At 68.8% G+C, this 26,982-nt stretch carries 23 protein-coding genes; all 23 read right to left on the bottom strand.

Annotated features, from left to right (window positions below):
* Positions 1–2 precede the first annotated feature (2 nt).
* Positions 3–1,502, bottom strand: coding sequence for a transcription antitermination factor NusB (locus ABRP18_RS08665; RefSeq protein WP_349884497.1), 1,500 nt, complete (start codon positions 1,500–1,502; stop codon positions 3–5).
* The gene (gene fmt, locus ABRP18_RS08660; RefSeq protein WP_349884496.1) at positions 1,499–2,419 is read right to left on the bottom strand and encodes a methionyl-tRNA formyltransferase; all 921 of its coding nucleotides are present in this window, start codon (positions 2,417–2,419) and stop codon (positions 1,499–1,501) included. Before fmt ends, ABRP18_RS08665 begins: the two co-directional genes overlap by 4 nt.
* An 18-nt stretch (positions 2,420–2,437) precedes the next feature.
* Entirely contained in the window at positions 2,438–4,396 is a 1,959-nt protein-coding gene (locus tag ABRP18_RS08655; protein WP_046747133.1) for a hypothetical protein, read from the bottom strand.
* 16 nt (positions 4,397–4,412) lie between these two features.
* Positions 4,413–5,606 (bottom strand): methionine adenosyltransferase, encoded by a 1,194-nt coding sequence (gene metK, locus ABRP18_RS08650; RefSeq protein WP_046747134.1) that lies wholly within the window; start codon positions 5,604–5,606, stop codon positions 4,413–4,415.
* 88 nt (positions 5,607–5,694) lie between these two features.
* Positions 5,695–5,949 carry a DNA-directed RNA polymerase subunit omega gene (gene rpoZ / locus ABRP18_RS08645; protein ID WP_017204385.1) on the bottom strand — a complete coding sequence of 85 codons (255 nt, stop codon included), beginning with the start codon at positions 5,947–5,949 and terminating at the stop codon, positions 5,695–5,697.
* Between the two features lie 65 nt (positions 5,950–6,014).
* Positions 6,015–6,926 (bottom strand): guanylate kinase, encoded by a 912-nt coding sequence (gene gmk, locus ABRP18_RS08640; protein WP_058631200.1) that lies wholly within the window; start codon positions 6,924–6,926, stop codon positions 6,015–6,017.
* Positions 6,919–7,764, bottom strand: coding sequence for an orotidine-5'-phosphate decarboxylase (gene pyrF, locus ABRP18_RS08635; RefSeq protein ID WP_141369551.1), 846 nt, complete (start codon positions 7,762–7,764; stop codon positions 6,919–6,921). Before pyrF ends, gmk begins: the two co-directional genes overlap by 8 nt.
* Positions 7,761–11,048: a carbamoyl-phosphate synthase large subunit gene (carB, locus tag ABRP18_RS08630; RefSeq protein WP_046747137.1), complete on the bottom strand. Its 3,288-nt coding sequence runs from the start codon at positions 11,046–11,048 to the stop codon at positions 7,761–7,763. The genes pyrF and carB overlap by 4 nt, the downstream gene beginning before the upstream one ends.
* On the bottom strand, positions 11,048–12,226 hold the full coding sequence (gene carA / locus ABRP18_RS08625) for a glutamine-hydrolyzing carbamoyl-phosphate synthase small subunit (RefSeq protein WP_046747138.1): 1,179 nt from the start codon (positions 12,224–12,226) through the stop codon (positions 11,048–11,050). Before carA ends, carB begins: the two co-directional genes overlap by 1 nt.
* Positions 12,223–12,735, bottom strand: coding sequence for a hypothetical protein (locus ABRP18_RS08620; RefSeq protein WP_046747139.1), 513 nt, complete (start codon positions 12,733–12,735; stop codon positions 12,223–12,225). The genes carA and ABRP18_RS08620 overlap by 4 nt, the downstream gene beginning before the upstream one ends.
* A complete protein-coding gene (locus ABRP18_RS08615) occupies positions 12,732–14,036 on the bottom strand; it encodes a dihydroorotase (protein ID WP_058631202.1) in 1,305 nt (434 codons plus the stop codon). Before ABRP18_RS08615 ends, ABRP18_RS08620 begins: the two co-directional genes overlap by 4 nt.
* A complete protein-coding gene (locus tag ABRP18_RS08610; RefSeq protein WP_046747141.1) occupies positions 14,033–14,998 on the bottom strand; it encodes an aspartate carbamoyltransferase catalytic subunit in 966 nt (321 codons plus the stop codon). The genes ABRP18_RS08615 and ABRP18_RS08610 overlap by 4 nt, the downstream gene beginning before the upstream one ends.
* On the bottom strand, positions 14,995–15,525 hold the full coding sequence (gene pyrR / locus ABRP18_RS08605) for a bifunctional pyr operon transcriptional regulator/uracil phosphoribosyltransferase PyrR (RefSeq protein WP_046747142.1): 531 nt from the start codon (positions 15,523–15,525) through the stop codon (positions 14,995–14,997). Before pyrR ends, ABRP18_RS08610 begins: the two co-directional genes overlap by 4 nt.
* An 84-nt stretch (positions 15,526–15,609) precedes the next feature.
* Positions 15,610–17,187 carry a Rieske 2Fe-2S domain-containing protein gene (locus tag ABRP18_RS08600; protein ID WP_349884495.1) on the bottom strand — a complete coding sequence of 526 codons (1,578 nt, stop codon included), beginning with the start codon at positions 17,185–17,187 and terminating at the stop codon, positions 15,610–15,612.
* Between the two features lie 81 nt (positions 17,188–17,268).
* Positions 17,269–20,229: a DEAD/DEAH box helicase gene (locus tag ABRP18_RS08595; RefSeq protein ID WP_349884494.1), complete on the bottom strand. Its 2,961-nt coding sequence runs from the start codon at positions 20,227–20,229 to the stop codon at positions 17,269–17,271.
* 78 nt (positions 20,230–20,307) lie between these two features.
* Positions 20,308–20,718: a transcription antitermination factor NusB gene (gene nusB / locus ABRP18_RS08590; protein ID WP_045265339.1), complete on the bottom strand. Its 411-nt coding sequence runs from the start codon at positions 20,716–20,718 to the stop codon at positions 20,308–20,310.
* Positions 20,719–20,721: 3 nt separating this feature from the next.
* Positions 20,722–21,282 (bottom strand): elongation factor P, encoded by a 561-nt coding sequence (gene efp / locus ABRP18_RS08585; protein ID WP_046747145.1) that lies wholly within the window; start codon positions 21,280–21,282, stop codon positions 20,722–20,724.
* Positions 21,283–21,337: 55 nt separating this feature from the next.
* The gene (locus ABRP18_RS08580) at positions 21,338–21,775 is read right to left on the bottom strand and encodes a type II 3-dehydroquinate dehydratase (protein WP_046747146.1); all 438 of its coding nucleotides are present in this window, start codon (positions 21,773–21,775) and stop codon (positions 21,338–21,340) included.
* Positions 21,772–22,860 (bottom strand): 3-dehydroquinate synthase, encoded by a 1,089-nt coding sequence (gene aroB / locus ABRP18_RS08575; RefSeq protein ID WP_058631205.1) that lies wholly within the window; start codon positions 22,858–22,860, stop codon positions 21,772–21,774. Before aroB ends, ABRP18_RS08580 begins: the two co-directional genes overlap by 4 nt.
* Positions 22,857–23,375: a shikimate kinase gene (locus tag ABRP18_RS08570; RefSeq protein ID WP_058631206.1), complete on the bottom strand. Its 519-nt coding sequence runs from the start codon at positions 23,373–23,375 to the stop codon at positions 22,857–22,859. Before ABRP18_RS08570 ends, aroB begins: the two co-directional genes overlap by 4 nt.
* Entirely contained in the window at positions 23,359–24,588 is a 1,230-nt protein-coding gene (aroC, locus tag ABRP18_RS08565) for a chorismate synthase (RefSeq protein WP_058631207.1), read from the bottom strand. Before aroC ends, ABRP18_RS08570 begins: the two co-directional genes overlap by 17 nt.
* 63 nt (positions 24,589–24,651) lie before the next feature.
* On the bottom strand, positions 24,652–25,464 hold the full coding sequence (locus ABRP18_RS08560; protein WP_061018707.1) for a shikimate dehydrogenase: 813 nt from the start codon (positions 25,462–25,464) through the stop codon (positions 24,652–24,654).
* Between the two features lie 4 nt (positions 25,465–25,468).
* The gene (gene mltG, locus ABRP18_RS08555) at positions 25,469–26,980 is read right to left on the bottom strand and encodes an endolytic transglycosylase MltG (RefSeq protein ID WP_349884493.1); all 1,512 of its coding nucleotides are present in this window, start codon (positions 26,978–26,980) and stop codon (positions 25,469–25,471) included.
* Positions 26,981–26,982 lie beyond the last annotated feature (2 nt).

The following is a 26,982-nucleotide window of genomic DNA, read 5'->3' as shown; positions in this document are numbered from 1 at the left end:
TCCTAGTCTTCCTTCCCGGATGAGGTGTCGTCGATCGATGAGCGCTGCAGGAGCGCGAGGAACATCGCATCCGTCCCGTGACGGTGCGGCCAGAGCTGTGCGCTGCCGGAACCGACCCTGCCGTCCTCCGCGAGATCGATCGGGGCCATGGCGACATCCGCGATGACGGCCCGCGCATCGAGCTCGCGCACATCTGCACGGTCGCGGAGCACCTCCTTCACCACGCCCGTGGTCTCCGCGAGATGAGGAGAGCACGTGACATACGCGACGATCCCGCCAGGGGCGAGGGCATCGAGCGCGGCAGAGAGCAGCTCGACCTGGAGCGGCACGAGCTCGGCGACGTCGGCCGGGGACTTCCGCCACCTCGCTTCAGGGCGCCGCCGCAGCGCCCCCAGACCCGTGCAGGGGGCATCGACGAGGATGCGGTCGAACTCCCCCGGCCGGGATGCGGCCAGAGTCCGCCCGTCCTGCTCGTGCACCTCGATCTCGCCGGGGACGGCCCGCAATGCCTTGCGCACCAATCGGGCCCTCACCGGGACGACCTCGTTCGCCTCCAGAGTGACGTCATGCTCACGGGCGACAGCAGCGAGGAGCGCCGTCTTGCCACCTGGCCCCGCGCACAGGTCGAGCCAGCGCTCACCGGCGGTGATGGGCGCGGCGCCGGCCAAGGCCAGTGCCACGAGCTGGGATCCCTCGTCCTGCACGCGCACGGTCCCACTGGACGCCTCGACGGCATGCCGGGGGTCGCCGCCGGCCGAGGCGAAGGCCGTGGGCGCGTACGGCAGACGAGGCTCCCCCGGCTCGGCGAGCCCGGGGAGCGCGACGAGCGTGACATCGGGTGAGGCGTTGTCGGCCTCGAGAAGCGCCTCCAGCTCCTCGCTACGCCCCTCGGCGATCAGAGCACGACGCAGAGCGCGGATCACCCACACCGGGTGCGCGGAACGCAGGGCGAGTCGTTCGTCGTCGGAGCGTGCGCTGCTCTCGATGCGTTCCTGCCACTCGTCGCCTGATTCCCGGGCGATGCGACGGAGCACGGCGTTCGCGAAGCTCGATGCTCCACGCCCTGACTCCGTCGCGACCAGGTTCACCGACTCGTTCACCGCGGCGTGCGGAGCCACCCGCGTCGCCAGCAGCTGATGCACGGCGAGGCGCAGAGCGTCGAGGACGGCGGGATCGATGCTGTCGGGAGAACGATCCGCCGCCGCGGCGATGATCGCGTCGTAGGTGCCGAGCCGGCGCAGCGTGCCGTACGTCAGCTCGGTCGCGAGAGCAGCGTCCTGGGGGCTGAGTTGCGCTTCGGCGATCGCGGAGGGCAGCACGAGGTTCGCATAGGCATCGGTCTCGGAGACCGCACGCAGCACGCCGTACGCGACTCGTCTCGCGGGCTGCACGGTGCGGGCGGGACCGCGCTGCCCCCCGCGATGCACGTCTCCCGATCGCTGCGCGCCACGCGGACCGGCGTTCTTCGGTGCCGTCCTACGGTTCCGTCGTTCTTCGCTCATGAACCGGCCACCATTCCGTCGCCTCCACGCAGACCGCGCCACCAGTCGACAGCGTTCATCGCGCCCTTGCCTGCCGGCTGGACCCTGGTCACCGCGAGTGCACCGGTACCGGTGCCGATGTGGAGAGCCGTCTTGGTGCCGCGGAGCCGCCCCGGCGCGAGGGGATCGGCATCCGGGGCCGGCGTGGCTTCGAGCACCTTGAGGGGTTGACCTGCGACCGTGGTGTGCGCACCCGGTTCCGGGGTCACACCGCGGAAATGAGCGAACACGGTGTCGAGCGGCCGACTCCAATCGAGCAATCCGTCCGCGAGCGTGAGCTTGGCCGCGAAGGTGGGCTCTCCCTGCTGCGGTATCGACGACGCCGTACCCTCGGCGATCGCGGAGACCACCTCGGCGAGGAGCTGCGCGCCGTCGGCGGCGAGGAGCTCGAGTGCCTCCCCTGCGGTGGCTGCAGCGGGGACATCGACCTCGCGCATGGCGAAGACATCGCCGGCATCGAGTTCCGCGACCAGCTGGAAGACGCTCGCACCGAGCACCTGATCCCCCGCGATCAGCGCACGCTGGACAGGAGCGGCTCCGCGCCAGGCCGGCAGCAGCGAGAAGTGCAGATTGATCCACCCCGCGCGGGGCGCCGACAGCAGCGGCTCGCGCACGAGCCCGCCGTACGCCACGATCACCCCGAGGTCCGCCTCGAGCGCAGAGATCTCCGCTGTCGCCGCGTCGTCCAGGCGCGCCGTCTTGATCACGGGAAGACCCAGTCCGACAGCCGATTGCGCCACCGGAGACGGGGTCAGGGTGCGACGACGCCCCAGCGGGGCGTCGGGACGTGTGACGACCGCAGCGATGTCGTGGGACTCCGCGAGTCGCTGGAGGCTGGGGACTGCGGCGGCCGGTGTGCCGGCGAAGACGAGGCGCATGAATGTTCTCCGGAAGGGTCAGAGCTCTGGTTCGAGGATATCGAGGCGGACGGAGAGGGTGCTCTTGGTGGCGCGCCCCTTTCGGCGACGACCGCTCACGGCTTCGGCGACGACCGCCGCGCGCAGGGCCGTCGCCACCCGCGCTCCGGCACCGTAGTCGAAGCGCACGAGCGCACGCACCCGTGGGGGCACGTCGTCGGTCTCGACCGGGACGGGCCCGAGCACCGCGTCCGAGGGCAGGGCGAGATCGCTGAGTGCGGCGAGGGCATCGGCGACGGCGGGGACCGATCCCTGCACGAGCGCCACGCGCGTCGTCGGAGGCATGTGCAGAGGTGCTCTGCTCTCCAGCTCCGATCGGGCATGGCCGGCCTGGTTCCAGGTGGCCAGCGCCTTCGCAGCCGCCCCGTTGACGCCCACGAGATGCACGGGCGCGCCGGGAGCCGCCAGCGCGGCCGCGTTCGACCACCACCGCAGACAGGACTCGGCGACCCGCAGGTCGGGGGCCTGGAGCATCCTCGGCCCGTCGAGCAGCACGACGGCACGGTATCCCCCGTCGGCGATCGGCTCGGCACCACGGGTCGCGACGACCAGTGCGGGCTTCGCCGGAACCCGCTCCACCGGATGAGCGCCGTCCGCGACGATCACCCGCACACCGGGGAACGCGCGCCCCAGCTCGTCGGCCGTGCGCTCGCTGCCGGACGAAGCCAGGCGGAGCTTCGTCGACGAGCAGGCAGGACACGTCCAGGCACTGGCACCGCGTCCGCACCATCCGCACACCGGCACGGCACCGCGATGCTTCGCACCGAGTGGACCGCCGCAGTGGGCGCACCGGGCGGGCGCTCGACAGTCCGCGCACACCAGTGAGGGAGAGAATCCGGGGCGCGACACCTGCACGAGCACCGGGCCCTCCGCCGCCGCGGTGCGTGCGGCGAGGAACGCGGACGACGGCATCCGCTGAGCCGTCGGCTGCTCCATCTCCTGGGGTGTGCTGAGGACGACTCGCGGCAGCACTCGACGTGCTGCTCTGACGTCCTGCAGCCAGCCGAGGACGACCAGCCGTTCGACATCCGTCGTGCGCGTGTGGCCGGCGAAGAGCAGCGCCGACCCCTCCAGCTCTTGACGCAGCAGTGCCGCGTCCCGTGCATTCACATACGGGGCCAGCGGTTCCCCGAGAAGCGGGTCGCCGTCGTCCCAGATCGCGACCAGGCCTGCGACGACGGGTGAGTACACGGCCGAGCGGTTGCCCACCACGATGCACGGGGCGTCTTCGAGCGTGCGGAGGAAGCCACGATAACGGTCGGGGTTGGTCTGCCGGGAGTCGTGACGGACCACTGCGGCGGCGGGGACGAGCGCCTCCAGAGCCGCGAGGAGTCGGTCGAGATCGCGACTGTCCGGGACGACGATGATCGATGATCGCCCCGCGGCGAGCATCCGCGCTGCCGATGCCGCAAGCAGACGGGCCCAGCCCTGCACGCCGTCGACGAGCTGGGGAATCGCCTCGACCGCGGCGCGACCACCGGAGTCGAGAACGGCGCCGAGCCCCTCGTACAGATCGACTGTGCTCTCCGCCACGGCCAGAGCATCGGCGTCGGGGACCTCGGCGGGCGTATCGGCCGTCCACGCCTTCTCGACACGCACCTGACGTTTGGGGATCACCAGGCGCAACACGTCGGAGGCCGAGCCCGCTGCCCGGTCGGCGACGCGACGAGCGAGGGCGTGCAGACGCGTGGGAAGCACGGGCACCGGAGACACGACGCTCTCGACCTCCGAGAGCGCCCGGTCGGCATCGTCCTCCGCGTCGATGTCGACGACGTAGCCGTCGATCACGCGTCCGGCGGTACGCAGGGGCACGCGAACGCGAACTCCCAGGGGCACATCCCCCAGCTCAGGGGGAAGGGCGTAGTCGAAGAGCCGATCGAGTTGCGGAAGAGGGGAATCGAGGAGCACGCGCGCGATGCGCCGGCTCTCCGCAGGCATCAGGACCGCGGTCCCATCAGAGACCGGCGGCGCGGCGCAGCTCTTCGACGCGGTCGGTGCGCTCCCAGGTGAAGTCCGGGAGCTCACGGCCGAAGTGCCCGTAGGCCGCGGTCTGCGCGTAGATCGGGCGCAGGAGTTCGAGCTGCTCGATGATCGCCTGCGGGCGGAGATCGAACACCTCGTTGATCGCGCGGGTGATGATCTCGTCCGACACCTTGCCCGTGCCGAACGATTCCACGTACAGACCGACCGGGCGTGCGACGCCGATGGCGTAGGCCACCTGCACCTCGAGGCGGTCGGCCAGCCCCGCGGCGACGGCGTTCTTGGCGACCCACCGCGTTGCGTACGCGCCGGACCGGTCGACCTTCGACGGGTCCTTGCCGCTGAAGGCACCTCCCCCGTGACGCGAGGCTCCGCCGTAGGTGTCGATGATGATCTTGCGCCCGGTCAGACCCGCGTCCCCCTTGGGGCCGCCCGTGACGAAGGGCCCGGCGGGGTTGATGTACAGGGTGACGTCGTCGAGGTCGAGGCCTGTGGTCGCGAGCACGGGATCGATCACGTGTTCCCGGACCTGGGCCTTGACGTCATCCTGCGAGATGTCGGGGTGGTGCTGGGTCGAGACGACGACCGCATCGACGGTCTTCGGCGTGAAGCCGTCGTAGCCGAGCGTGACCTGTGTCTTGCCGTCGGGGCGCAGGAACGGCAGCTGGCCGTTGCGACGCACCTCGGTGAGCCGCTCGGCGAGGCGGTGTGCCGTCCAGGCGGCCATCGGCATCAGCTGCGGCGTCTCGTTCGTGGCGAAGCCGAACATGATGCCCTGGTCGCCGGCACCGAGCCCGTCCAGCGGATCGATAGAAGACCCGTCGCGGTGCTCCTGGGCGCTGTCGACGCCGTGGGCGATGTCGGTCGACTGCTCGCCCACCGAGACGCTGACACCGCAGGAGGAGCCATCGAAGCCGGTGTCGCTGGAGGTGTAGCCGATGCCGTTCACGACCTGGCGGACGATCGTGGGGATGTCGACGTAGGCCTCGGTGCGGATCTCGCCGGCCACGTGGACGAGACCGGTCGTGACGAGCGTCTCGACAGCGACGCGGGAGCCCTTGTCCTTCGCGATGAGCCCGTCGAGGATGCTGTCGGAGATCTGATCGCAGATCTTGTCCGGATGTCCCTCGGTGACGGACTCGGACGTGAACAGACGCAGGGCGCTCATCGATACTCCAGAACGGGACGGACAGAGAGAGGGTGTTGCACCCATTCTGGACCGCGCCTCCGACAGAACGGAGGCGCGGCCTGGAATATCACTCTGCGTGACGAAGGCGGAGCTTGTCCTCGTTGATCTCGTGCAGCGCGATCGTGAGCGGCTTGTCCTCGACGGACGAGTCCACGAGCGGGCCGACGTTGTCGAAGAGGTTTCCCTCGTGCAGGTCGGAGTAGTAGTCGTTGATCTGACGCGCGCGCTTCGCGGCGTAGATGACGAGCTCGTACTTCGAGTCGACGCGGTCGAGCAGGTTGTCGATGGGGGGATCGATGATGCCGTTGTTGTGTCCGGCCATGGTGAGACCTCCTGATCAGGCGACGGGATCGTCGCGAAGACGGTGCGAAAGGCGCGCGAAGACGCTCAGCGCGCAGAGCTTGTAGACAATTCTACGACCTCGCGGGCCGCAGTGGCGACGTCCTCGTTCACGATGAGGTGGTCGAACTCGTTCTGAGCGGCGAGTTCGACCTTCGCGGTACGCAGCCTCCTGGCCCTTTCCTCGGCGTCTTCCGTGCCCCTGCCGACCAGTCGATGCACCAGTTCGTCCCAGCTCGGAGGCAGCAGGAAGATCAGCGTCGCTGCCGGTTCGGCGGCACGCACCTGACGCGCGCCCTGCAGGTCGATCTCGAGCAGTACCGTCTTGCCTTCGGCGAGAGCGGCGTCGATCGGCGCCCGCGGCGTGCCGTACCGCGAGCGGTTGTGCACCACGGCGTACTCGAGCAGCTCCCCGTCGGCGATCAACCGGTCGAACTCGTCGTCGTCCACGAAGTAGTAGTGCACCCCGTCGATCTCGCCGGGACGCGGGGGCCGGGTCGTGGCCGAGACCGAGAGGTGGATCTCGGGGTTGTGCTCGCGGATGTGCGCGGCGACCGTGCCCTTTCCCACGGCGGTGGGACCGGCGAGAACCAAGAGCCGACTGCGTGCGCCGCGGGGAGCCGCGGGCGGGAACCGGGAGTCCAGCCAGGCCTCCAGCACCCGACGCTGCCGAGCACCGAGCCCTCCGAGACGCTTGACCGGCGAGATGTGCAGCTCTTCCAGCACGCGGTCGCGCTTGCCCGCACCGATCGCGGGGAGCGCCAGCAGGAAGTCGGTGATGCGCATCGATCCCTCAACCGAGTCGGCGTCCGCCGTCGCGCGGTGCAGTACCGTCTGCGGCGTCACCACGCGCATCGTGAGGTCGCGTTTCACCGACGCTCTCGCGCGTCGACGCTCCACGGCACGGCGTGCGGCGGCCGCCCTGTCGACCTCGGGAACCGTACGCTGCGCGTCAGGCACGCGCCACCTCCAAGTACTCGGCCGCGCGAGCGGTGATCGTGGCAACCAGATGATCGGGTCCGGCGCCGAGGATGCTGCGGCTCTCGCTCGCGATCACCGCATCCGACATGGGCCCGAAGCGCACCCGGAGGTCGGCAGGCGTTGCGCCCTGCGCGCCGAAGCCGGGAGCGAGGATGGGAGCCACGGGTCCGAACGGGTGGATTCCCGCGAGGTCCCAATCCACGGTCGCGCCGATCACGAAGCCGAAGCTGCCCCACTCCCCCGCGTCTGCCAGCGCGGCGTTGCGGGCGGAGACCTCGCCGATCACCGATCCGGAGACGGTCTCACCTGTCGAGGTGACTGCGCGCTGCAGCCCCTCGGCCTCGGGGTTGCTGGTCGCGGCGAGGACGAACACTCCCTTGCCGTGCTCCTCGGCGAGGGCGAACGCCCCGTCGAGGGCGCCCACGCCGAGGAAGGGGCTGACGGTGAGCGCGTCGGCTTCCAAGGGCGAGCCGGGTGTGAGCCATGCGCGCGCGTAGTCGCCCATGGTCGATCCGATGTCCCCGCGCTTGGCATCGGCGATCACGAGCAGATCGGCCGCCCGTGCGGCCGCGAGCACGTCTTCCATCGCGGCGACGCCCCGCGAGCCGAAGCGCTCGAAGAACGACACCTGGGGCTTCACGAGAGCCACTCGCCCCGCGGCCGCCTCGACCGTGCGCAGCCCGAAGTCCCGCACACCGCGCGCGTCGTCGGGGAGCCCCCACGCGGCGAGCAGGGCCGCGTGGGGGTCGATTCCGACGCAGAGAGGGCCGTGCGCGCGCAGCGCTGCCCGTACGCGTTCGCCGAAGCGTCGGCTCACAGTGCCGCCTTCCGGTCCAGCGCGTACTCCTGGAGGCTCTTCACCTGGAAGCCCTCATGGGCGGCGTCCATTCCGCTCACCGCTGCGCCGAGCACGGCGATCGTGGTGAACAGCGCCTTGTCGGCGGCGACGGCCGCAGCGCGGATCTCGTAGCCGTCGGCGCGAGCGGCGCCACCCGACGGAGTGTTCACGACGATGTCGATCTCCCCGTCGTTGATGAGGTCGACGATGTTCCGGGCGCCCGACTCCTGCGTCTCGCTGTACTTCTCGACGACCGTCACGGCGATGCCGTTGCGCGAGAGGATCTCCGCGGTGCCCTCGGTCGCGACGATCGTGAAGCCGAGCTGCTGCAGGCGGTGCGCGGGAAGGATGACCGCACGCTTGTCCGAGTCGGCCACCGAGATGAACACGGTGCCGGACGTCGGCATGCCCCCGTAGGCGGCAGCCTGGCTCTTGGCGAACGCCGTCGGGAAGTCACGGTCGATGCCCATGACCTCGCCGGTGGAGCGCATCTCCGGTCCGAGCACGGAATCGACCGTCTTGCCGTCGGCGGTGCGGAACCGCTTGAAGGGCAGCACAGCCTCCTTGACCGAGACCGGAGCGTCCAGCGGGACACGCGAGCCGTCCTGCTCCGGCAGCATGCCCTCGGCGCGCAGCTCGGCGACGGTGGAACCGGTCATGATGCGGCTCGCGGCCTTCGCCATCGGGATGCCCAGCGCCTTGGAGACGAACGGCACCGTGCGGCTGGCGCGCGGGTTCGCCTCGATCACGTAGAGCACGCCGGCGCTGATGGCGAACTGCACGTTGAGCAGTCCGCGCACGCCCACGCCCTTCGCGATGGCGAGGGTGGCCTCGCGCACGCGGTCGACGTCCGTGCGACCCAGCGAGACGGGAGGCAGCGTGCAGCTGGAGTCGCCGGAATGGATACCGGCCTCCTCCAGGTGCTCCATGACGCCGCCGATGTACAGCTCGGTGCCGTCGTAGAGGGCGTCCACGTCCAGCTCGATCGCATCGTCGAGGAATCGGTCCACCAGCAGCGGCTTGCCCTCCTCGATGACGACCTCGCCTGCGGTGCGCACGAAGTAGTCGCGCAGCGACGCCGTGTCGTAGACGATCTCCATGCCGCGCCCGCCGAGCACGAAGCTCGGACGCACGAGCACCGGGTAACCGATCTCCTCGGCGATGCTCACCGCTCCGTCGACGTCGATCGCCGTGCCGTTGCGCGGTGCGACGAGACCCGCCTCGTCGAGCAGACGGGAGAACAGCTCGCGCTCCTCGGCGAGGTCGATCGCCTCCGGACTCGTGCCGAGGACCGTGTAGCCGGCCGCTTCGATGCCCTTCGCGAGTCCCAGCGGCGTCTGGCCGCCCAGCTGGCACACGACGCCGAGGATGGTGCCGCTCGCCGCCTCCGCGTCGAGCACCTCGAGCACGTCCTCGAGCGTCAGCGGCTCGAAGTACAGGCGGTCGGAGGTGTCGTAGTCGGTCGAGACCGTCTCCGGGTTGCAGTTGACCATGATGGTCTCGAACCCGGCATCGGAGAGCGCGAACGACGCGTGCACGCACGAGTAGTCGAACTCGACGCCCTGACCGATGCGGTTCGGCCCAGAGCCGATGATGACCACCTTGGTGCGCTCGGACGGAGCGACCTCGGTCTCGAAGTCGTAGCTCGAGTAGTGGTAGGGCGTGAGTGCGGGGAACTCGCCGGCGCACGTGTCGACGGTCTTGTACACCGGGCGGATGCCGAGGCCATGGCGGACGCCGCGGACCTCGGTCTCGGACGTGCCGCGGAGCTCGGCGAGCTGCGCGTCGGAGAAACCGTGCTCCTTGGCGTAACGGAGAGTCGCGGCGTCCAGCTCGGGAGCCGTCCGCACGATCTCCGCGACCTCGTTGATCAGCACGATCTGGTCGAGGAACCACGGGTCCATGGCCGTCGACTCGAAGGCCTGCTCGACCGTCGCGCCCTTGCGCAGCGCCTGCTGCAGCGTGACGATCCGGCCGTCGGTCGGCGTCTTGGCGACCTCCAGGAGCTCTTCCACCGAACGGGTCTCCTCGCCCCAGTGGAAGCTGGAGCCGCGCTTCTCGAGCGAGCGCAGCGCCTTCTGCAGCGCGGTGGCGTAGTTGCGGCCGATGGCCATGGCCTCGCCGACCGACTTCATGGTCGTGGTGAGCGTGGCGTCCGCCGCCGGGAACTTCTCGAACGCGAAGCGAGGCACCTTGACGACGACGTAGTCGAGCGTCGGCTCGAAGCTCGCCGGCGTGACCCCGGTGATGTCGTTCGGGATCTCGTCGAGGCGGTAGCCGAGGGCGAGCTTCGCGGCGAGCTTCGCGATCGGGAAGCCGGTGGCCTTCGAGGCGAGGGCGCTCGAGCGCGAGACGCGCGGGTTCATCTCGATCACGATGATGCGCCCGTTCGCCGGGTCGACCGCGAACTGGATGTTGCAACCGCCGGTGTCGACGCCGACGGCGCGGATGATGTCGATGCCGATGTCGCGCATCTTCTGGTACTCGCGGTCGGTGAGGGTCAGCGCCGGGGCCACCGTGATCGAGTCACCCGTGTGCACGCCGACCGGGTCGACGTTCTCGATCGAGCAGACGACGACCGTGTTGTCGGCCGTGTCGCGCATGAGCTCGAGCTCGTACTCCTTCCAGCCGAGGATCGACTCCTCCAGGAGCACCTCGGTCGTCGGGGAGTCACGCAGACCGGCGCCTCCGATACGACGCAGGTCCTCCTCGTCGTAGGCGAAGCCGGAACCGAGGCCGCCCATCGTGAAGGACGGGCGCACCACGAGCGGGTAGCCGAGCTTCTCGGCACCGGCGAGGAGGTCGTCCATGGTGTGGGCGATGACGCTCTTCGCGACGTCGGCGCCCGCTTCGAGCACGAGCTCCTTGAAGACCTGGCGGTCCTCGCCCTTCTTGATCGCATCGACCTTGGCGCCGATGAGCTCGACGCCGTACTTCGCGAGGATGCCGCGCTCGTCGAGCGCCATGGCCGCGTTCAGAGCGGTCTGCCCACCGAGTGTCGGGAGGATGGCATCCGGCTTCTCCTTGGCGATGATCGTCTCGATGACCTCAGGGGTGATCGGTTCGATGTACGTCGCATCGGCGAAGTCCGGATCGGTCATGATCGTGGCCGGGTTGGAATTGACCAGGATGACCCTGACACCCTCCTCGCGCAGCACGCGGCACGCCTGGGTGCCGGAGTAGTCGAACTCGCAGGCCTGACCGATGACGATCGGGCCGGAGCCGATGACGAGGACGGAGTTGATGTCGTCGCGCTTGGGCATTACTTGGAGTCCTTCTGGCTGGCGATGACCAGGTCGCGGAACCTGTCGAAGAGGTAGTTGGCATCGTGGGGGCCCGCAGCCGCCTCGGGGTGGTATTGCACCGAGAAGGCCGGGATGTCGAGGGCGCGGAGTCCCTCCACGACGTTGTCGTTGAGGCCGACATGGCTGACTTCCACCTTGCCGTAGCCGTGGGGGCTGTCGAACGTGCCCTCGATCGGCGCCTCGACGGCGAAGCCGTGGTTGTGGGCGGTGATCTCGACCTTGCCCGTCTGCTTGTCGAGCACCGGCTGGTTGATGCCACGGTGTCCGAACGGCAGCTTGTAGGTGCCGAGGCCGAGAGCCCGACCGAGCAGCTGGTTGCCGAAGCAGATGCCGAAGAACGGGAGTCCTTCGTCGAGCACCGAGCGCAGCAGCTCGACGTGGTCACCCGATGCCGCGGGGTCGCCGGGCCCGTTCGAGTAGAAGACGGCGACGGGATCGACGGCGCGGATCTCGTCGATCGTCACGTTCTGCGGAAGCACGTGCACCTCGAACCCGCGAGCGGCCAGGTTGTCGATCGTCGCCTGCTTGACGCCGAGGTCGAGCACGGCGAGGTTGCCGATCCGCTCCCCCAGTGCCGTGGTCACGGTGGCGACGTCGACCGAGACCTCCGCCGACAGGTTGCGGCCGGCCATCTCGGGAGCCTCGCGGACGATGCGCACCTGCTCCTCCGGGTCGAGCGCGGCATCCGGACCGGAGAAGATGCCACCGCGCATGGAACCCGCCGAGCGGATGTGTCGGGTGACCGATCGGGTGTCGATACCGCTGATGCCCACGATGCCGTCCTCCACGAGAACGTCATCGAGCGAGGCGTTCGCACGCCAGTTCGACACGACCCTCGAGGGGTCGCGGACGATGTAGCCGGCGACCCAGATGCGACGCGATTCCGCGTCTTCGTCGTTCATGCCGGTGTTGCCGATGTGCGGTGCCGTCTGCAGCACGATCTGCCCCGCGTAGGACGGGTCGGTGATCGTCTCCTGGTAGCCGGACATGCCGGTCGAGAAGACCACCTCGCCCAGAGTGCGCCCACGGGCACCGTAGGCGCGGCCGATGTGGCGGGTGCCGTCTTCCAGGACGAGGACGGCAGGGTCGGGGAGCCGGGCCGCTGAGGCCTGCTCGGGGGTGGTGGAGAGTGTCATGACGTTGCTCCTGTGTCGGGGGCGGCGGGGACGAGCCGCTGCAGGTCGGAGATGAGGTTCTGAGGTTCGCCGGTGGCGACGCGCAGGTAGCTGTCGACGACAGTGTCGTCGTCGATGTTCCATGCGATGCGCACGAGACCACCCGGCTCGACGACACGGTCGATCGTGACCGTGGCGCGGTCGACGGCGACGAGACGGTCTTTCGCCAGGAAGACCGTCGGCGTGCCGTCGAGGCAGAGAGCGATGCCGCGATCCGTGACGGCTACCTCACCGCGGGCCCGGTATGCGAGAGGCGACACCGCGAGACGCTCGAGCGGCTGTCCGTGCCGTGTCGTCGACACGTACAGCACCTCGTCGCGGCGGGCGACCTCCGCATGCTCGGGCACACCCAGCGGGGCCGAGAACACGGAATCGCGGCGGATTCGTCGTCGCCAGGCACGCAGCATCACCAGCAGCACCAGGAGGGCGACCGCGATGGTGATCGCGACGGCGAGATCCCGAGCGCTCATGCGCCGAGCTCCTCGACGACGCTGCCCCCGTCGACCGTGAGGACGCCGCCGTGCACCGTGTACTCCACCCGCCCGGGAAGAGCACGGCCGAGATAGGGCGAGTTCACGCTGCGACCGTGCAGGTCTGCTTCGGTGAAGACGCCGTCCACCGACGCGTCGTAGAGCGTGAGCTGCGCCGGCTGCCCGACCTCGAGCGGTGTGCCGTGGCCGGAGAGGCGTCCGATCCGCGCCGGTGCCGCACTCATCACGCGCGCGATGTCCGCCCACTCGAGCAGCCCGGTCTGCACCATCGACTGGTGCACGACGCGCAGCGCGCTCTCGAGACCCACCATTCCGTTCGCCGCAGCCTGCCACTCGCACGCCTTGTGCTCGCTGGGGTGCGGCGCGTGGTCGGTCGCGACGATGTCGATCGTGCCGTCGGCGAGGCCCTCGCGCACGGCGAGGACATCCTCTTCCCGGCGCAGGGGCGGGTTGACCTTGTAGCGCGCGTCGTATCCCCGCACGAGCTCGTCCGTCAGCAGCAGGTGATGCGGCGTCACCTCAGCGGTGACGCTGATGCCGCGCTTCTTTGCCCACCTGATGATGTCGACGGACCCCGCCGTCGACAGGTGGCAGACGTGCAGCCGCGAGCCGACGTGCTCTGCCAGCAGCACGTCGCGCGCGATGATCGACTCCTCCGCGACCGCAGGCCAGCCGGCGAGGCCCAGCTCGGCGGACACCGTTCCCTCGTTCATCTGCGCCCCCTCAGTGAGGCGGGGATCCTGGGCGTGCTGCGCGATGACGCCGTCGAAGGACTTCACATACTCCAGAGCCCGACGCATGATGAGCGGGTCGAAGACGCAGAAGCCGTCGTCGCTGAAGACGCGCACCTGGGCGCGCGAGGTGGCCATGGCGCCGAGCTCGGCGAGACGCTCGCCCTTCTGTCCCACGGTGACGGCCCCGATGGGCTGCACCGTCGCGTAGCCGGCAGCCTCGCCGAGGGCGAGCTCCTGCTCGACCACCCCCGCCGTGTCGGCGACGGGCGAGGTGTTCGGCATCGCGAACACCGCGGTGAACCCGCCGGCGGCGGCCGCCCTGGTACCGGTGAGAATCGTCTCCGACGCCTCGTAGCCGGGTTCGCGCAGGTGGGTGTGCAGGTCGACGAGCCCCGGCAGCGCGACCAGGCCCGCAGCGTCGATCACGCGCGCACCGGTGCGGGTGAGACCCGTCCCGATCTCGGCGATCCGCCCGCCCTCGATGATGATGTCGGCGCTCTCGGCACCGAGCAGCTGCGCACCGGTGATGACGAGGGTCTCGTTCACAGGTCTCCCCCTCGTTCGTCGTCTCGTTCTCCTGCGAGCAGCAGGTACAGCACCGCCATGCGGACGGATACTCCGTTGGTGACCTGTTCCAGCACCGTCGAACGGGCGGAATCAGCAGCTTCGGAGGAGATCTCCAGTCCCCGGTTCATGGGTCCGGGGTGCATCACAATGCTACCGCCCGGAAGCGCGGCCACACGCCGTGCGTCAAGACCCCAGCGGCGGGAATACTCCCGCTCAGTCGGGAAATACGCGGCATTCATGCGTTCCAGCTGAATGCGGAGCATCATGACGGCATCCGGCTCGTCCGCCAGCGCCTCGTCGAGGTCGTAGACGACCCGGACCGGCCAGAGCGACACGTTCTGCGGAACCAGCGTCGGCGGCGCGACCAGGGTGACGTCCGCGCCGAGCGTGGTGAGCAGCCAGACGTTGGACCGTGCGACCCGCGAATGCAGGACATCGCCGACGATCACCACACGCAGTCCGCTGAGATCCCGTCCGCGGCTTTCGGCACCGAAACGGCGCTTGCGGATCGTGAAGGCGTCGAGCAGCGCCTGCGTGGGGTGCTCGTGGGTGCCGTCTCCGGCGTTCACCACACCGGCCGATATCCAGCCGCTGGTGGCGAGGGTCTGCGGGGCGCCGGAACCCGGGTGCCGGACCACGACCGCATCGGCGCCGATGGCCTCGAGCGTCTGGGCGGTGTCCTTGAGGCTCTCGCCCTTGGAGACGCTGGATCCCTTGGCGGCGAAGTTGATCACGTCGGCGGAAAGGCGCTTGGCAGCGGCCTCGAACGAGATGCGCGTACGGGTGGAGTCCTCGAAGAAGAGGTTCACCACGGTCTTGCCCCGCAGCGTCGGGAGTTTCTTGACCTCGCGCGACTGCGTGTCGGACATGTCCTCGGCGACGTCGAGGATGCGAAGCGCGGTGGTCCTGTCGAGGGTGCGGGTGTCGAGGAGGTGTCTCATTCGCCGATCGTCACCTCCTCCGCCCCGTCGTTCTCGAAGAGGCGCACGTTGACCCGCTCCGTGCGGGCCGAGGGGATGTTCTTGCCGACGAAGTCGGGGCGGATCGGGAGCTCCCGATGTCCGCGGTCGACGAGGATCGCCAGGCGCACGACGGAGGGGCGTCCGATCGACTGGATCGCGTCCAGCGCCGCGCGGATGCTGCGGCCCGAGAACAGCACGTCGTCCACGAGCACCACGGTCTTGCCGTCGATGCCCCCGACAGGGATCTCCGTCGGCTGCGGCGAGCGGGTCGGGTGCTTCGCGAGGTCGTCGCGGAACAGCGTCACATCGAGGGAGCCGACCGGGACGGACTGCTGCGCGATCTCGCTGATCAGCAGGCCGAGGCGATGGGCGAGAGTGACGCCGCGGGTAGGTATCCCCAGCAGGACGAGGTTCTCGGCGCCTCGATTGGATTCGAGGATCTCGTGCGCGATCCGGGTCAGCGCTCGTGAGATGTCGGCTTCGTGCAGCACAGTGCGCATGCTCATCGGCCGCTCCCTTCTCCGCCTCACAGGACGGTGTTAAAGGTTGCTTGTGATGTCAGTCTATCGGAGCGCTCAGGCCTCCGCTGATCAGCTCGCCTCCTGCAGCACGGGATCGGTGACCTCGTCGATCTTGGAGGAACGGATCGGGTGCCCGGCCGTGGACAGGCAGCGTCCCGTCTTCAGGTCCCACTTCCAGTCGTGCATGCTGCACGTGAGGATGCCGTCCTCGTCGACCTTGCCGGTCTTGGTGAGGTCGGCGCGCAGATGGGGGCAGCGGCGCTGCACGACCCAGTCGCCGATCTCGGCGTCCTCCGTCTGGTCGGTCTGCTCCTGGTACCAGTTCTCGACGTACTCGATCCGGTCGACCGAGAGGCACTTGAGGAACGTGGTGAGGAACTCGTTGAACTTGCCGCTGCGGCCCACCGAGAACTGCATCGAGAGGAAGATCGAGTTCGACCAGTCGATCTCGTGGTCGACGATGTTCGTCGAGACCAGATCGGCGGGGATCGTGTACCAGTAGATGCACTCCTCGCCCGCGTACTCGCGGACCTTGGCGCGGGGGAAGTCGACCACCATGTCCAGCTCGCCGATGCGGAAGCGGACGCATCCGCCGACGCCGAGTCGGATCGTGCGGGACTTCTTCAGCAGCGGCTCCCACCACTCCTTGATCGCAGCCAGCATCTCGGCCGGCGGGATGATCTCGGCGCGGGAGGCCTCCTCGTCGCGGATCTCCTGTTGACGGGATGCGCGCTGCTCTTCGAGATACTCCCACTTCTCGTCGAAGATGTGGGCGATCTCCGCTTCGGTGTACAGGGTCTGCTCGCTCGTCACCTCTCCACCCTCGACCGTGACGACGGTGCCGGGGATGAAGAGCTGTCCGTCGTACTGCGGAGCGAGCTCCTTCATATGCGCGAGGAACTGCTTCTGGTCCGTGAAGATCGACTCGCCGTTCTTTCCGAGTCCGTTGAAGTCGAACAGGTCGTCGCGAAGGAACATGGGCGGCCCTGCCATCGGGAAGACATGCGGGGCGTCGACCTTCTCGATGTAGTACATGGCGCGCTTGTTCTGCGCCTCGCGCTTGAGTCGGGCGAAGTTCTGCTTGGCGTCGAGCGGCAGGTCGTAGACCATGGGCCACCAGATCGCGCCGGACACCTGGGTGAAGTATGCGTCGGGCTTGCCGAAGTCGAGGAGCTTCTCGAGGTCGAGCGGGTGCGAGTCGTTCTGGTTCAGCACCGAGCCGGTGCCGTCGTCGACGCTCAGCGAGGAGTCGCCGATCGGCCCGTCGCTGGGCGCTCGGAGCGGCGTGACCATCATCTTCAGCTCGCCCCGCTGGATCACCTGTCCGGCCGGGGCGTAGGTGATGTTCGTGTAGCCAAGCGCGCGGATGTCCTTCTCGAGATCATCCGTCGGGTACTCGGGCAGCAGCACCTCGATGTCCTTGCGGATGTACCGCTCGAGGAGGCGCGGGTCGAAGTGGTCGCGGTGGCGGTGCGAGATCCAGAGGAAGTCGGCGTCGCGGCCGTAGCGCTCCCAGTCCAGGCCGCGGTTGTCGGGGAACGGGAACCATGATCCGTAGAACGACGGTCCGAGGACCGGGTCACAGATGATGTTCCCGCCGACCGTCTCGATGAACATCCCGGCGTGGCCGAGTCCCGTGATCCGCATTGCATTCCTCCCGAAAGTGAACCGTTCGATTGTACCGAGGGGTCCCTGTGCGACCGGTCGGCACCGCCGTGAGTATTCCGGTCAGCCGTCGAACAGCCCGCGGATATCGTCGGCGGAGAGCGACTGCGCGAACAGGGCCTCGTCGTCCAGTACCGCGGTGAACAGCCGTGCCTTGCGGCGCTGCAGGTCGAGCACCTTCTCCTCGATCGTGCCGGTGGCGATCATCCGATAGACGAACACCTGGCTGTCCTGGCCGATGCGGTGCGTGCGGTCGACCGCCTGCGCTTCGGCGGCCGGGTTCCACCACGGGTCGAGCAGGAACACGTAGTCGGCCTCGGTCAGGGTGAGACCGAATCCTCCGGCCTTCAGGCTGATCAGGAACACGGGCTGCTCGCCGGACGTGAACCCGTCGACCACCTGCTGGCGATGCCGCGTCGAACCGTCCAGGTGCGCGTACGGGATGCCTGCGGCGTCGAGGCGGGCCGCGGCCAGGTCGAGGAACGACGTGAACTGGCTGAACACGAGCGCACGGTGGCCTTCCGCCTGCAGCTCGATCACCCGCTCGATCAGCACGTCGAGCTTGCGGGAGCCGATCTTCGCGTCTTCGGGATCGATCAGCGCCGGTGCGAGGCTGAGCATGCGCATCAGGGTGAGCGAGCGGAACACGATGAATCGGTGGCGATCGAGGTCTTCCAGCAGCCCGAGGACCTTCTGGCGTTCGCGCTGCAGGACCACGTCGTAGAGGGCGCGGTGGGAGGCACTGAGTTCGACCTCGAGGATCTGCTCCTGCTTCGCCGGCAGGTCCGGCGCCACGATCTCCTTCGTACGCCGGAGCAGGAGTGGTCGGATGCGCCGACGCAGCTGCTCGAGACGACGCTGGCGATAGGCTCCGCCCTCCTCGTTCTCCGGCACCTTGCCCTGCTCGATCGGCTGGATGTACTGCTCGCGGAACTTCCGTGCAGAGGCGAAGAGTCCGGGAGCGGTGAGCTTCAGCAGAGCCCAGAGCTCGCTGAGGCTGTTCTCCATCGGTGTTCCGGTGACGGCGAACGTCACATCCGCTCGGAAGGAGGCGACGGCCCGGTGCAGCTTGGTCTCCGGGTTCTTCACGAACTGTGCTTCGTCGAGGATCAGACCCGCCCAGTCGATGCCCGCGTACTCGACCTCGTCGAGACGGGCGACAGCATAGGTCGTGATGACGACATCGGCCCCACGGATGCCCTCGTCGAGGGACGGGCCCTGTGTGGACCCCCGCAGTAGCACCCGCAAGGTCGGGGCGAACCGCGCCGCCTCGTTGCGCCAGGTGGCGAGCACCGAGGTGGGAACCACCACGAGGAAGGGCCGCCGCTCCCCCGCTTCCCGCGCGTGCACGATGAGTGCCAGCAGTTGGAGCGTCTTGCCGAGACCCATGTCGTCGGCGAGGATGCCACCGAGGCGATGGCTCCACAGGAAGACGAGCCAGTCCAGCCCTTCACGCTGGTAAGGACGGAGGTCGGCAGTGATACCCGACGGCACGGCGACGACAGGCACCGAGGCGGCGGTGCGCAGGCCCTCGGCGGTCGCGCGCCAGGTGACGGCGGGCAGAGCTTCATCCGCGAGGTCTTCGAACTCCTCCCAGAGGTCCGTCTGGTAGCGGCTGATCCGCGGGCCGGTCTCCCATTCCTCGAGCTCCCCTGCCTCGTCGATCAGCTCGCGCAGCCGATCGAGGGCACGATGATTCAGCGAGAAGTAGCTGCCGTCGACGAGGAGGAGCTTCTTCCGGCCCTTGCTGAGCGCCGTGAACAGCGGTTCGAACGGGATGGTGCGTCCGTCGATCTTGACCAGGACTCCGAGATCGAACCAGTCCCGGTCGCTGCTCTCCACGGTCGACACCGTGATCTCGGGCTCTCCCGTGAGCTCGTGATAAGTCTTCCGACGCCCCGAGACCACGACCACGACGCCCTCGGCCTCGAGAGCGGGCACGAGGCGTGTGACGAACTCGGCGGCCGCGACATCATGGAACGAGCCTGTCGAGGCGAGCTCTTCTCCGAGGTGATCGGCCCACACCGCACGCAGAATCTCACGGAGCACATCTTCGGCGGCGGTGTCGCGCACGGCATCCCCGTCCTGCGCGAACGGAACCCTTCCGAAGCCGCGATACTCCCACTCGAACATGTACTTGACGGTGTCGCCTCTAAGGAATGACAGCGCGAGCACCGGGCGCGGGGCGGGCAGTGCGGGGAGCTCGACACGACCGGTCGGGCGCACCTCGATCCGACGTGCCAGCAGCGGGTAGGCGTCACGGAAGAACGCGCCCTCGTCTCCCGGGGGAACCTCGACACCTGTCCTCGCACCGAGCAGGGCGTGCACCGGCTCGCTGAGTGGCACCTCGGCGAGCGTCACCCTGATCGCACTCCCCCGCTGGGAGATCTCGTAGACACCGCTGTGTCCGATCGTCTGCACCGAGGAGGGTTCCGCATCGTGCCCGTCGATCACGATGTGAGGGTGCACGGTGAGACCCCCGTCGTCGCCGCGTCCGACGGTCGCGCGGATCTCGGCACGATCGGCGAGCACGACGGTCGTGCTCTTCTGCATGGCGACGAGAGGGATCCCGACCTCCGAGGCGGCGCGAAGATGTCCCCAGAGGAGCCCTGACTCGATCAGATCGGCGACGAGCCAGTCGCCGGCCGTGCCGGACAGGAGCGTGTCACGCGCGATGCTGAGCAGGTCGGCGAACCACCGTGAGCGATCACGTCCGTACTGCGTCGGCGAGCGTCGTACCGCGTCCCAGGTCGCAGTCCCCTGCACCCAGGACCCGGTCGAGGAGCTCTGCTCGAGCGGCCGGATCCCGAGCAGGATCTCGCCTGTGCGTGTCGCGACGTCGCGGGCGGTCGCGGTCCGTTGGGGACGGGATGCCCACGGATTCGCCCCGCGGCCGTCGCGCACTCTGAGCTCGATGCCGAGCGCGAGCGGCGTGTCGGCGTCGACGCGCGCCGGACCGAGGATGCTCCTCCAGTTCGCCGACGACGCGTCTTCCGGACGAGTCGGGTCAGAAGCGAGGGACATGCAGCCATCCTCTCCGACACCGCCGACAGTGCCGTCACCGACAGTGCCGCCACCGACAGGGCTGCCGTGTGCGACGGATCAGGCGGCTCGGGCCACCCGCGCGAGGACGCCGTGTACGAACGCCCCGGAGTCGTCGGTCGAGAACTCCTTCGCGAGCTCCACCGCCTCGTCGATGGCGACGGCAGTGGGAACCTCGTCGTTGTGGAGGATCTCCCACACGGCGATGCGCAGCAGGGCGCGGTCGACAGCGGGCATCCGCTCGAGCTTCCAGTCCCTGCTGTGGGTCGTGATCTGCTCGTCGATCTCGTCGCGCGAGTCGATGATGCCGTCGACGATCTCACGGGCGTACAGCCACGAGGCCTCACGGGCGGGCTCGCTCGCCGCGCGTTTCGCCTCGGCAGCCAGCGTCACCGCGAGGTCGTCTCCTCGCACGTCAGAGGAGAACAGGATGTCGAGAGCGCGCTTGCGCGCCTTCGTCCGGGCGCTCACGCCTTACTTCTCGCGGCCGAGGTAGTCACCCGTGCGAGTGTCGACCTTGACCTTCGTGCCGCTCTCGACGAACAGCGGCACCTGGATCTCGTAGCCGGTCTCGAGCGTGGCGGGCTTGGTCCCGGCCGAGGAACGATCGCCCTGCAGGCCAGGCTCGGTGTAGGTGATCTCGAGGACCACCGACGCCGGCAGGTCGATGTACAGCGGGTTGCCGTTGTTCAGGGCGATCGTGACGTTCTGGTTCTCGAGGAGGAAGTTCTTCGCGTCGCCGACCGTGGCGGCGCCGACCGTGATCTGGTCGAAGTCGGTCTGATCCATGAAGACGTAGCCGTCGCCGTCCGTGTACAGGTACGTGTAGTCGCGGCGGTCGACGTTCTCGATCTCGATCTTCGCGCCGGCGTTGTAGGTGCGGTCGACGACCTTGCCGGAGACGACGTTCTTGAGCTTGGTGCGCACGAACGCACCGCCCTTGCCGGGCTTGACGTGCTGGAACTCGATGACGCTCCAGAGCTGCCCGTCGATGCTGAGGACGACGCCGTTCTTGATGTCTGCGGTAGATGCCATGCGCTGCGAGTTCCGTTCGTGAGTCTGCGGGGTCGGGCGGAGCCGACAGTCGATTCTAAGGGATGAGTGCTGCGAGCTGCCGCACGGCGTCCGCGTAGCCGTCCACTCCGCGCCCGACGACGCGCACGGCGGCGACGTCGTCGAGGTACGAGTGGTGCCGGAACGCCTCTCGAGCGTAGACGTCGGAGATGTGCACCTCGGCGAAGGGCAGGGACACTCCGGTGAGCGCGTCGCGAAGGACCACGGACGTGTGCGTGAGTCCGCCCGGATTGATCACGATGGCCACGCAGTCTTCGCGTGCCGCGTGGATCGCGTCGATCAGCACCCCCTCGTGATTGCTCTGCACTGCGCGCACCTCGAAGCCCACGTCCGCCGCGGCATCGGCGGTGAGGCGCTCGACGTCGGCGAGCGTCGCGGTGCCGTAGATCTCCGGTTCGCGCGAGCCGAGCAGATTCAGGTTCGGCCCGTTGACGAGGAGGATGCGTCGGGTCACGCGCCCACCTCCTGGTAGGCGGCGAACATCAGCGATTCGTCCGGGGCCTGCAGCACCGTCGGCTTCGCGATGTCGTCGAGCAGGATGAACCGCAGCATGCCTCCGCGGCTCTTCTTGTCGCGCTGCATCGTGGCGAGCAGCTGCGGCCAGGCACCGGCACGGTACGACGTCGGAAGTCCCAGCGATTCCAGGATGGTGCGGTGGCGCTCGGCTGCCGTGTCCGACAGCCGTCCCGCGAGACGCGAGAGCTCGGCCGCGTACAGCATGCCGACCGAGATCGCGGCGCCGTGACGCCACCGGTAGCGCTCCGCGTGCTCGATCGCGTGGCCGAGTGTGTGGCCGTAGTTGAGGATCTCCCGCAGTCCGGCCTCGCGGAAGTCGTCCGACACGACCTCGGCCTTCATCCGGATCGCGAGCTCGACGGCACGACGGAACTCCTCGGTCGTCGGGTCCACGGCGCGTGCGGGATCTGCTTCGACGATGTCGAGGATCTCGGGCGCCCAGATGAAGCCGGCCTTCACGACCTCCGCGAAGCCCGCCGTCGCCTCGTTCGGGCTCAGGCTGGCGAGTTCGTCGAGGTCTCCGACCACAGCCGTCGGTGCCCAGAACGCTCCGACGAGGTTCTTGCCCTCGGCCGTGTTGACACCTGTCTTGCCGCCGACAGCCGCGTCCACCAGTCCGAGAACGGTCGTCGGCACCTGGATGAGCTGCACGCCGCGGAGCCAGGTCGCGGCGACGAAGCCGGCGAGGTCGGTGACGGAGCCCCCGCCGTAGCCGATCACGGCATCGGAACGCGTGAAGTCGGCCTGACCCATGACCTGCCAGCAGAAGGCGGCGACCTCGATCCGCTTGCCCTGCTCGGCATCGGGGATCTCGGCGAGGAGCACCTCGCGCGGCCCATCGGCAGCATCGGCGAGGAGGCGGTCGCGCAGTTCGGCAGCGCGGGCCGCGAGGGTCGGCGGGTGCACGACGAGCACCTTGCGCACCCCCGGTGCGAGCGCGGCCGAGACCCGATCGAGGATCCCCCGTCCGACCGTGATGTCGTAGGCGTCGTCTCCGGTGACGCTGATGGTCGTCGTGCTCATCGCTGCTCTCTCCTCCATGCCACGATGTCGTCCGCGATCTTCTGCATCGGACGACGTGAGGTGTCGAAGGTGGCCGAGGAGACCTCGTCGTACCACCCTCGACGCTCCTCGAAGATCTTCTTCCAGCGCTCCAGCGGGTCCTCCCCCGCCAGCAGCGGACGGCTGCTGCCGCGCAGCCGATCGGCGACGGCCTCGGGACTCACGGTCAGGAACACCACCGGATGCTCGGCGAGCAGATCCCGCGTCGCGGCCTTCGTCACCGCGCCTCCGCCGAGCGATATCACTCCCCCTTCGGAGAGCGCCTCGGCCACGGCCGCCCGCTCGAGGTCGCGGAAGTGCTCCTCGCCGTGCTGCTCGAAGATCACCGAGATCGGACCGTGAGCGGCGACGATCCGCTTGTCGGTGTCGATGAAGTCGACTCCGAGCCGACGCGCCACCCGCCTACCGACACTGGTCTTGCCGGCGGCCATCGGACCGACCAGCACCAGCGTCAGCGGATCAGCCGCGCTCGTCATGCGCGATGAGCGCCGCCTCGGACGCGGGGGTCGTGCGCAGCTCTTCGGGGATGCCAGCCAGGTATCCGTCAAGGTTGCGACGGGTCTCGCGGATGCTGTCTCCGCCGAACTTCTCCAGCACGGCGTTCGCGAGCTCGACCGCGACCATGGCCTCGGCGACGACGCCCGCCGCAGGCACGGCGCACACGTCGGATCGCTGGTGGTGGGCGGTGGCATCGTCTCCGGTGGAGATGTCGATCGTCCGCAGCGCATGCGGCACGGTGGCGATCGGCTTCATCCCTGCGCGCACGCGGAGCACCGTCCCCGTCGACATGCCGCCCTCGGTGCCACCGGCTCGATCGGAACCGCGGGTGATGCCCTCGGCGGTGGCGAAGAGCTCGTCGTGCGCCGCAGACCCCCGTCGGCGCGTGGTCTCGAAGCCGTCGCCGACCTCGACCCCCTTGATGGCCTGGATGCTCATGAGCGCCTGCGCGAGGCGCGCGTCCAGGCGACGGTCCCAGTGCACGTGGGAGCCCAGTCCGGGCGGCAGCCCGTACGCGAGGACCTCGACGATGCCACCGAGGGTGTCGCCGTCCTTCTTGGCGTCGTCCACCTCAGCGACCATCAGCGCGGAGGTCGTCGGGTCGAAGCACCGGAGCGGATCCGCGTCCAGAGCATCCACGTCGTCCGGTGTGGGCAGCGAAGATCCCTCCGGCACGCGGACCGGACCGATCGACAACGTGTGGCTGACGAGCCGGATACCGAGCTCGCCGAGGAACGAACGGGCGATCGCACCGAGTGCGACGCGTGCGGCGGTCTCCCTGGCGCTCGCCCTCTCGAGGATCGGACGGGCCTCGTCGAAGTCGTACTTCTGCATGCCGACGAGGTCGGCGTGACCAGGACGTGGACGCGTGAGGGGTGCGCTGCGGCCACGGGACTTGTCCGTGAGCTCCACCGGCTCGGGGTTCATGACCTCGATCCACTTCGGCCACTCGGTGTTGCCGATCCGGAGCGCGATCGGACTGCCGAGGCTCTTCCCGTGTCGCACGCCGCCCGAGATCGTCAGCTCGTCCTGCTCGAACTTCATCCGTGAACCGCGACCGTAGCCCAGCTTGCGCCGAGCCAGATCGGCCTGGATGGCCTCGGAGGACACAGGGACGCCGGAGGGCAGTCCCTCCATGACGGCGATGAGTTCTGGGCCGTGCGATTCGCCGGCCGTGAGCACGCGGAGCATTGCTCCAGTCTCCCACGGGTTCGACCTGCCCCGCGCCGCGTTTCGTCGTCCGCGCCGACCGTCTCAGAGAGCGGCGCGCATGGCGGCGATCACAGAGTCCTCGTCCTGCAGCGCGATCGCCGGATCTCCGTTCCGGAAGATGCGGATCTGGCGCACGGCCTGGTGCAGCAGCATGCCGAGTCCGGAGATGGCACGGTCTCCGCCCCACAGCGCGGCGAGGGCAGATGGCCAGGGTGCGTACGCCACATCGAACAGGACTCCGCCTGACGCGGCCAGTGCTGCGGCGACATCCGCGGAGAGCTCAGCGCCTCCGGGCAGCGTCGCCACGGTGAGGTCCACGTCAGTCAGCGGCGCGTCGAAGGAGTCGACGTCGACGATCACTCCGAGCCGTTCACCGAGTTCCACGAGTGCGGCAGCGGCTTCGGGGCGCCGCGCTCGGACGTCGACACGCACGGCGCCGAGCTCGGAGGCGGCGACGAGTGCGGACGACGCCGTGGCTCCCGCGCCGAGGATGCGCACCTGCCCCGCCTCGGGCACGTCGGCCTCGGTGAGAGCGTCGACGATGCCACCCACATCGGTGTTGAAACCGGCGAGATGCTCCCCCAACAGGAGCGTGTTGACCGCTCCGGTCAGCTCTGCGTGACGATCGACCGTCACCGCCGCACGGAACGCCGCCTCCTTCAGGGGCATGGTCAGCGAGAGGCCGCGCCACGTGTCGTCCAGCCCCGCGAGTGCCGGCTCGAACTCCTCAGCGGCGACTTGACGCCGGCCATAGACCCAGTCGAGTCCGAGCACGCGATATGCAGCGGCATGGAGCGCAGGCGACTTGGAATGCCCGATGGGATCGCCCCAGACCGCCAGACGAGAGCGCGTCACCGGCTCAACAACCGGCGTCGGGGTTCGCCCGGCACCACTCGCGCCATTTCTCGATGCCCTGCTCGTGCTCGGCCATCGTCTCGGAGAACTGCGTCTCCCCCGTCGCCAGGTTGATCGTGACGAAGTACAGCCACGGGCCGTCGGCGGGCGCGATCGCGGCCTTGATGGCGGCATCGCTCGGGCTGGCGATGGGCGTGAGCGGCAGACCGGTGCGCACATAGGTGTTCCAGTCGTTGTCGTCCTCCAGAGCTTCCTTGGAGCTCGAGACGACCCCCTCATGCAGCGAGCCGTACCCGTACTGCGCCGTCGAGTCCATCTGCAGCTTCATGTCGATGTCGAGACGGTTCTGGATGACCCTCGACACCTTCGCGAAGTCGTCGAGCCGGCCTTCGCGCTGGATGATCGACGCGATCGTGAGGATCCGCTCCGCATCGGCGGCGGGCACGCCTGCCGCGTCGAGCGATTCCCGCGTGCGGTCCACCATGCGCTGGATCACCTGCGGCGCCGTGACTCCCGGGTCGAACTCGTACACCGCGGGGAACAGCCAGCCTTCCAGACTCGGTGCGTCCACTCCGTACGCCGAAGGATCCTGAACCGCCGCTTCGAAGTCGGCCAGCGGAAGACCGAGCGTCTCAGCCATACCGGGGAGCGACGAGACGATCGTCCCGCCCTCGGAGACGGAGACGGCGTTGGCCATCTTGTTGCCATCGTCCTTCAGCGCCGCAAGGGCGGCTTCTGCCGTCATCTTCTTCTGTAGGCGGTACACGCCCGGATAGAAGGTCACGGCGAGGTTCTCGTCGACGATGTAGTCGTAGAAGACGTCTTCGGTCTTCGTCACACCGGCTTCATAGAGGGCGGTGGACACAGGACCCCCGGTGTCCCCCTGCTTGATGGTGACGAGGGCTTCGCCGTTGGCCAGCCCGGGCTCCCAATCCTTCGACTCGCCCCACCCCATCGCATCACTGATCTTGTCGCCGTAGGTGTTCCACACCCACGCGCCGCCGGCGGCGATCCCGCCGAAGATCGCGAGAACGATCACGAGCGCGATCAAGCAGCCCTTCCGCCGCTTCTTCTTCTTGGGCTTCGCGTCGACGTTCTCATCGTGGGGGACGAAGAGGGCGTCGAGGCCACCGCCGATCGCGGGTCCCGCTGCATCGGCGACGGGAGCCGACGCCGGGACGGCCTCGGCTTGTGCCCGTGTCGTCGCGTCAGCCGCGTCAGCAGAGGCCCGCACCGGAATCGGAGACGGTGCCGACGCGTCCGCGCCGACGGCGTCATCGGCAGAGGCTCGCACCGGCGCGCTCGAAGGCTGCGCCGCCGGGCCGGCGGTGCCGCGGGCCGGTGTGGCCGTCCCCTCCCCCGAGGCCGCTTCCCTCGCGGCACGTCGCGATCCGGGAGCAGGCGCGCTGTCGTCCACGGTCGGAATCTGTCTCGTCGGTTCGGGCAGATTCTCGAACAGGTCCCCCAGCCGGGCATCGGTGTCGGGCTCGGGTGTGGCGCTGTCACGTTCAGACATCG

The organism is Microbacterium sp. WHRI 7836 (genome assembly GCF_040223885.2).
GTDB classification, from domain to species: domain Bacteria; phylum Actinomycetota; class Actinomycetes; order Actinomycetales; family Microbacteriaceae; genus Microbacterium; species Microbacterium oxydans.
The sequence above is the reverse complement of the archived record's forward strand: the minus strand, read 5'-3'. Positions and strand labels throughout refer to the sequence as shown.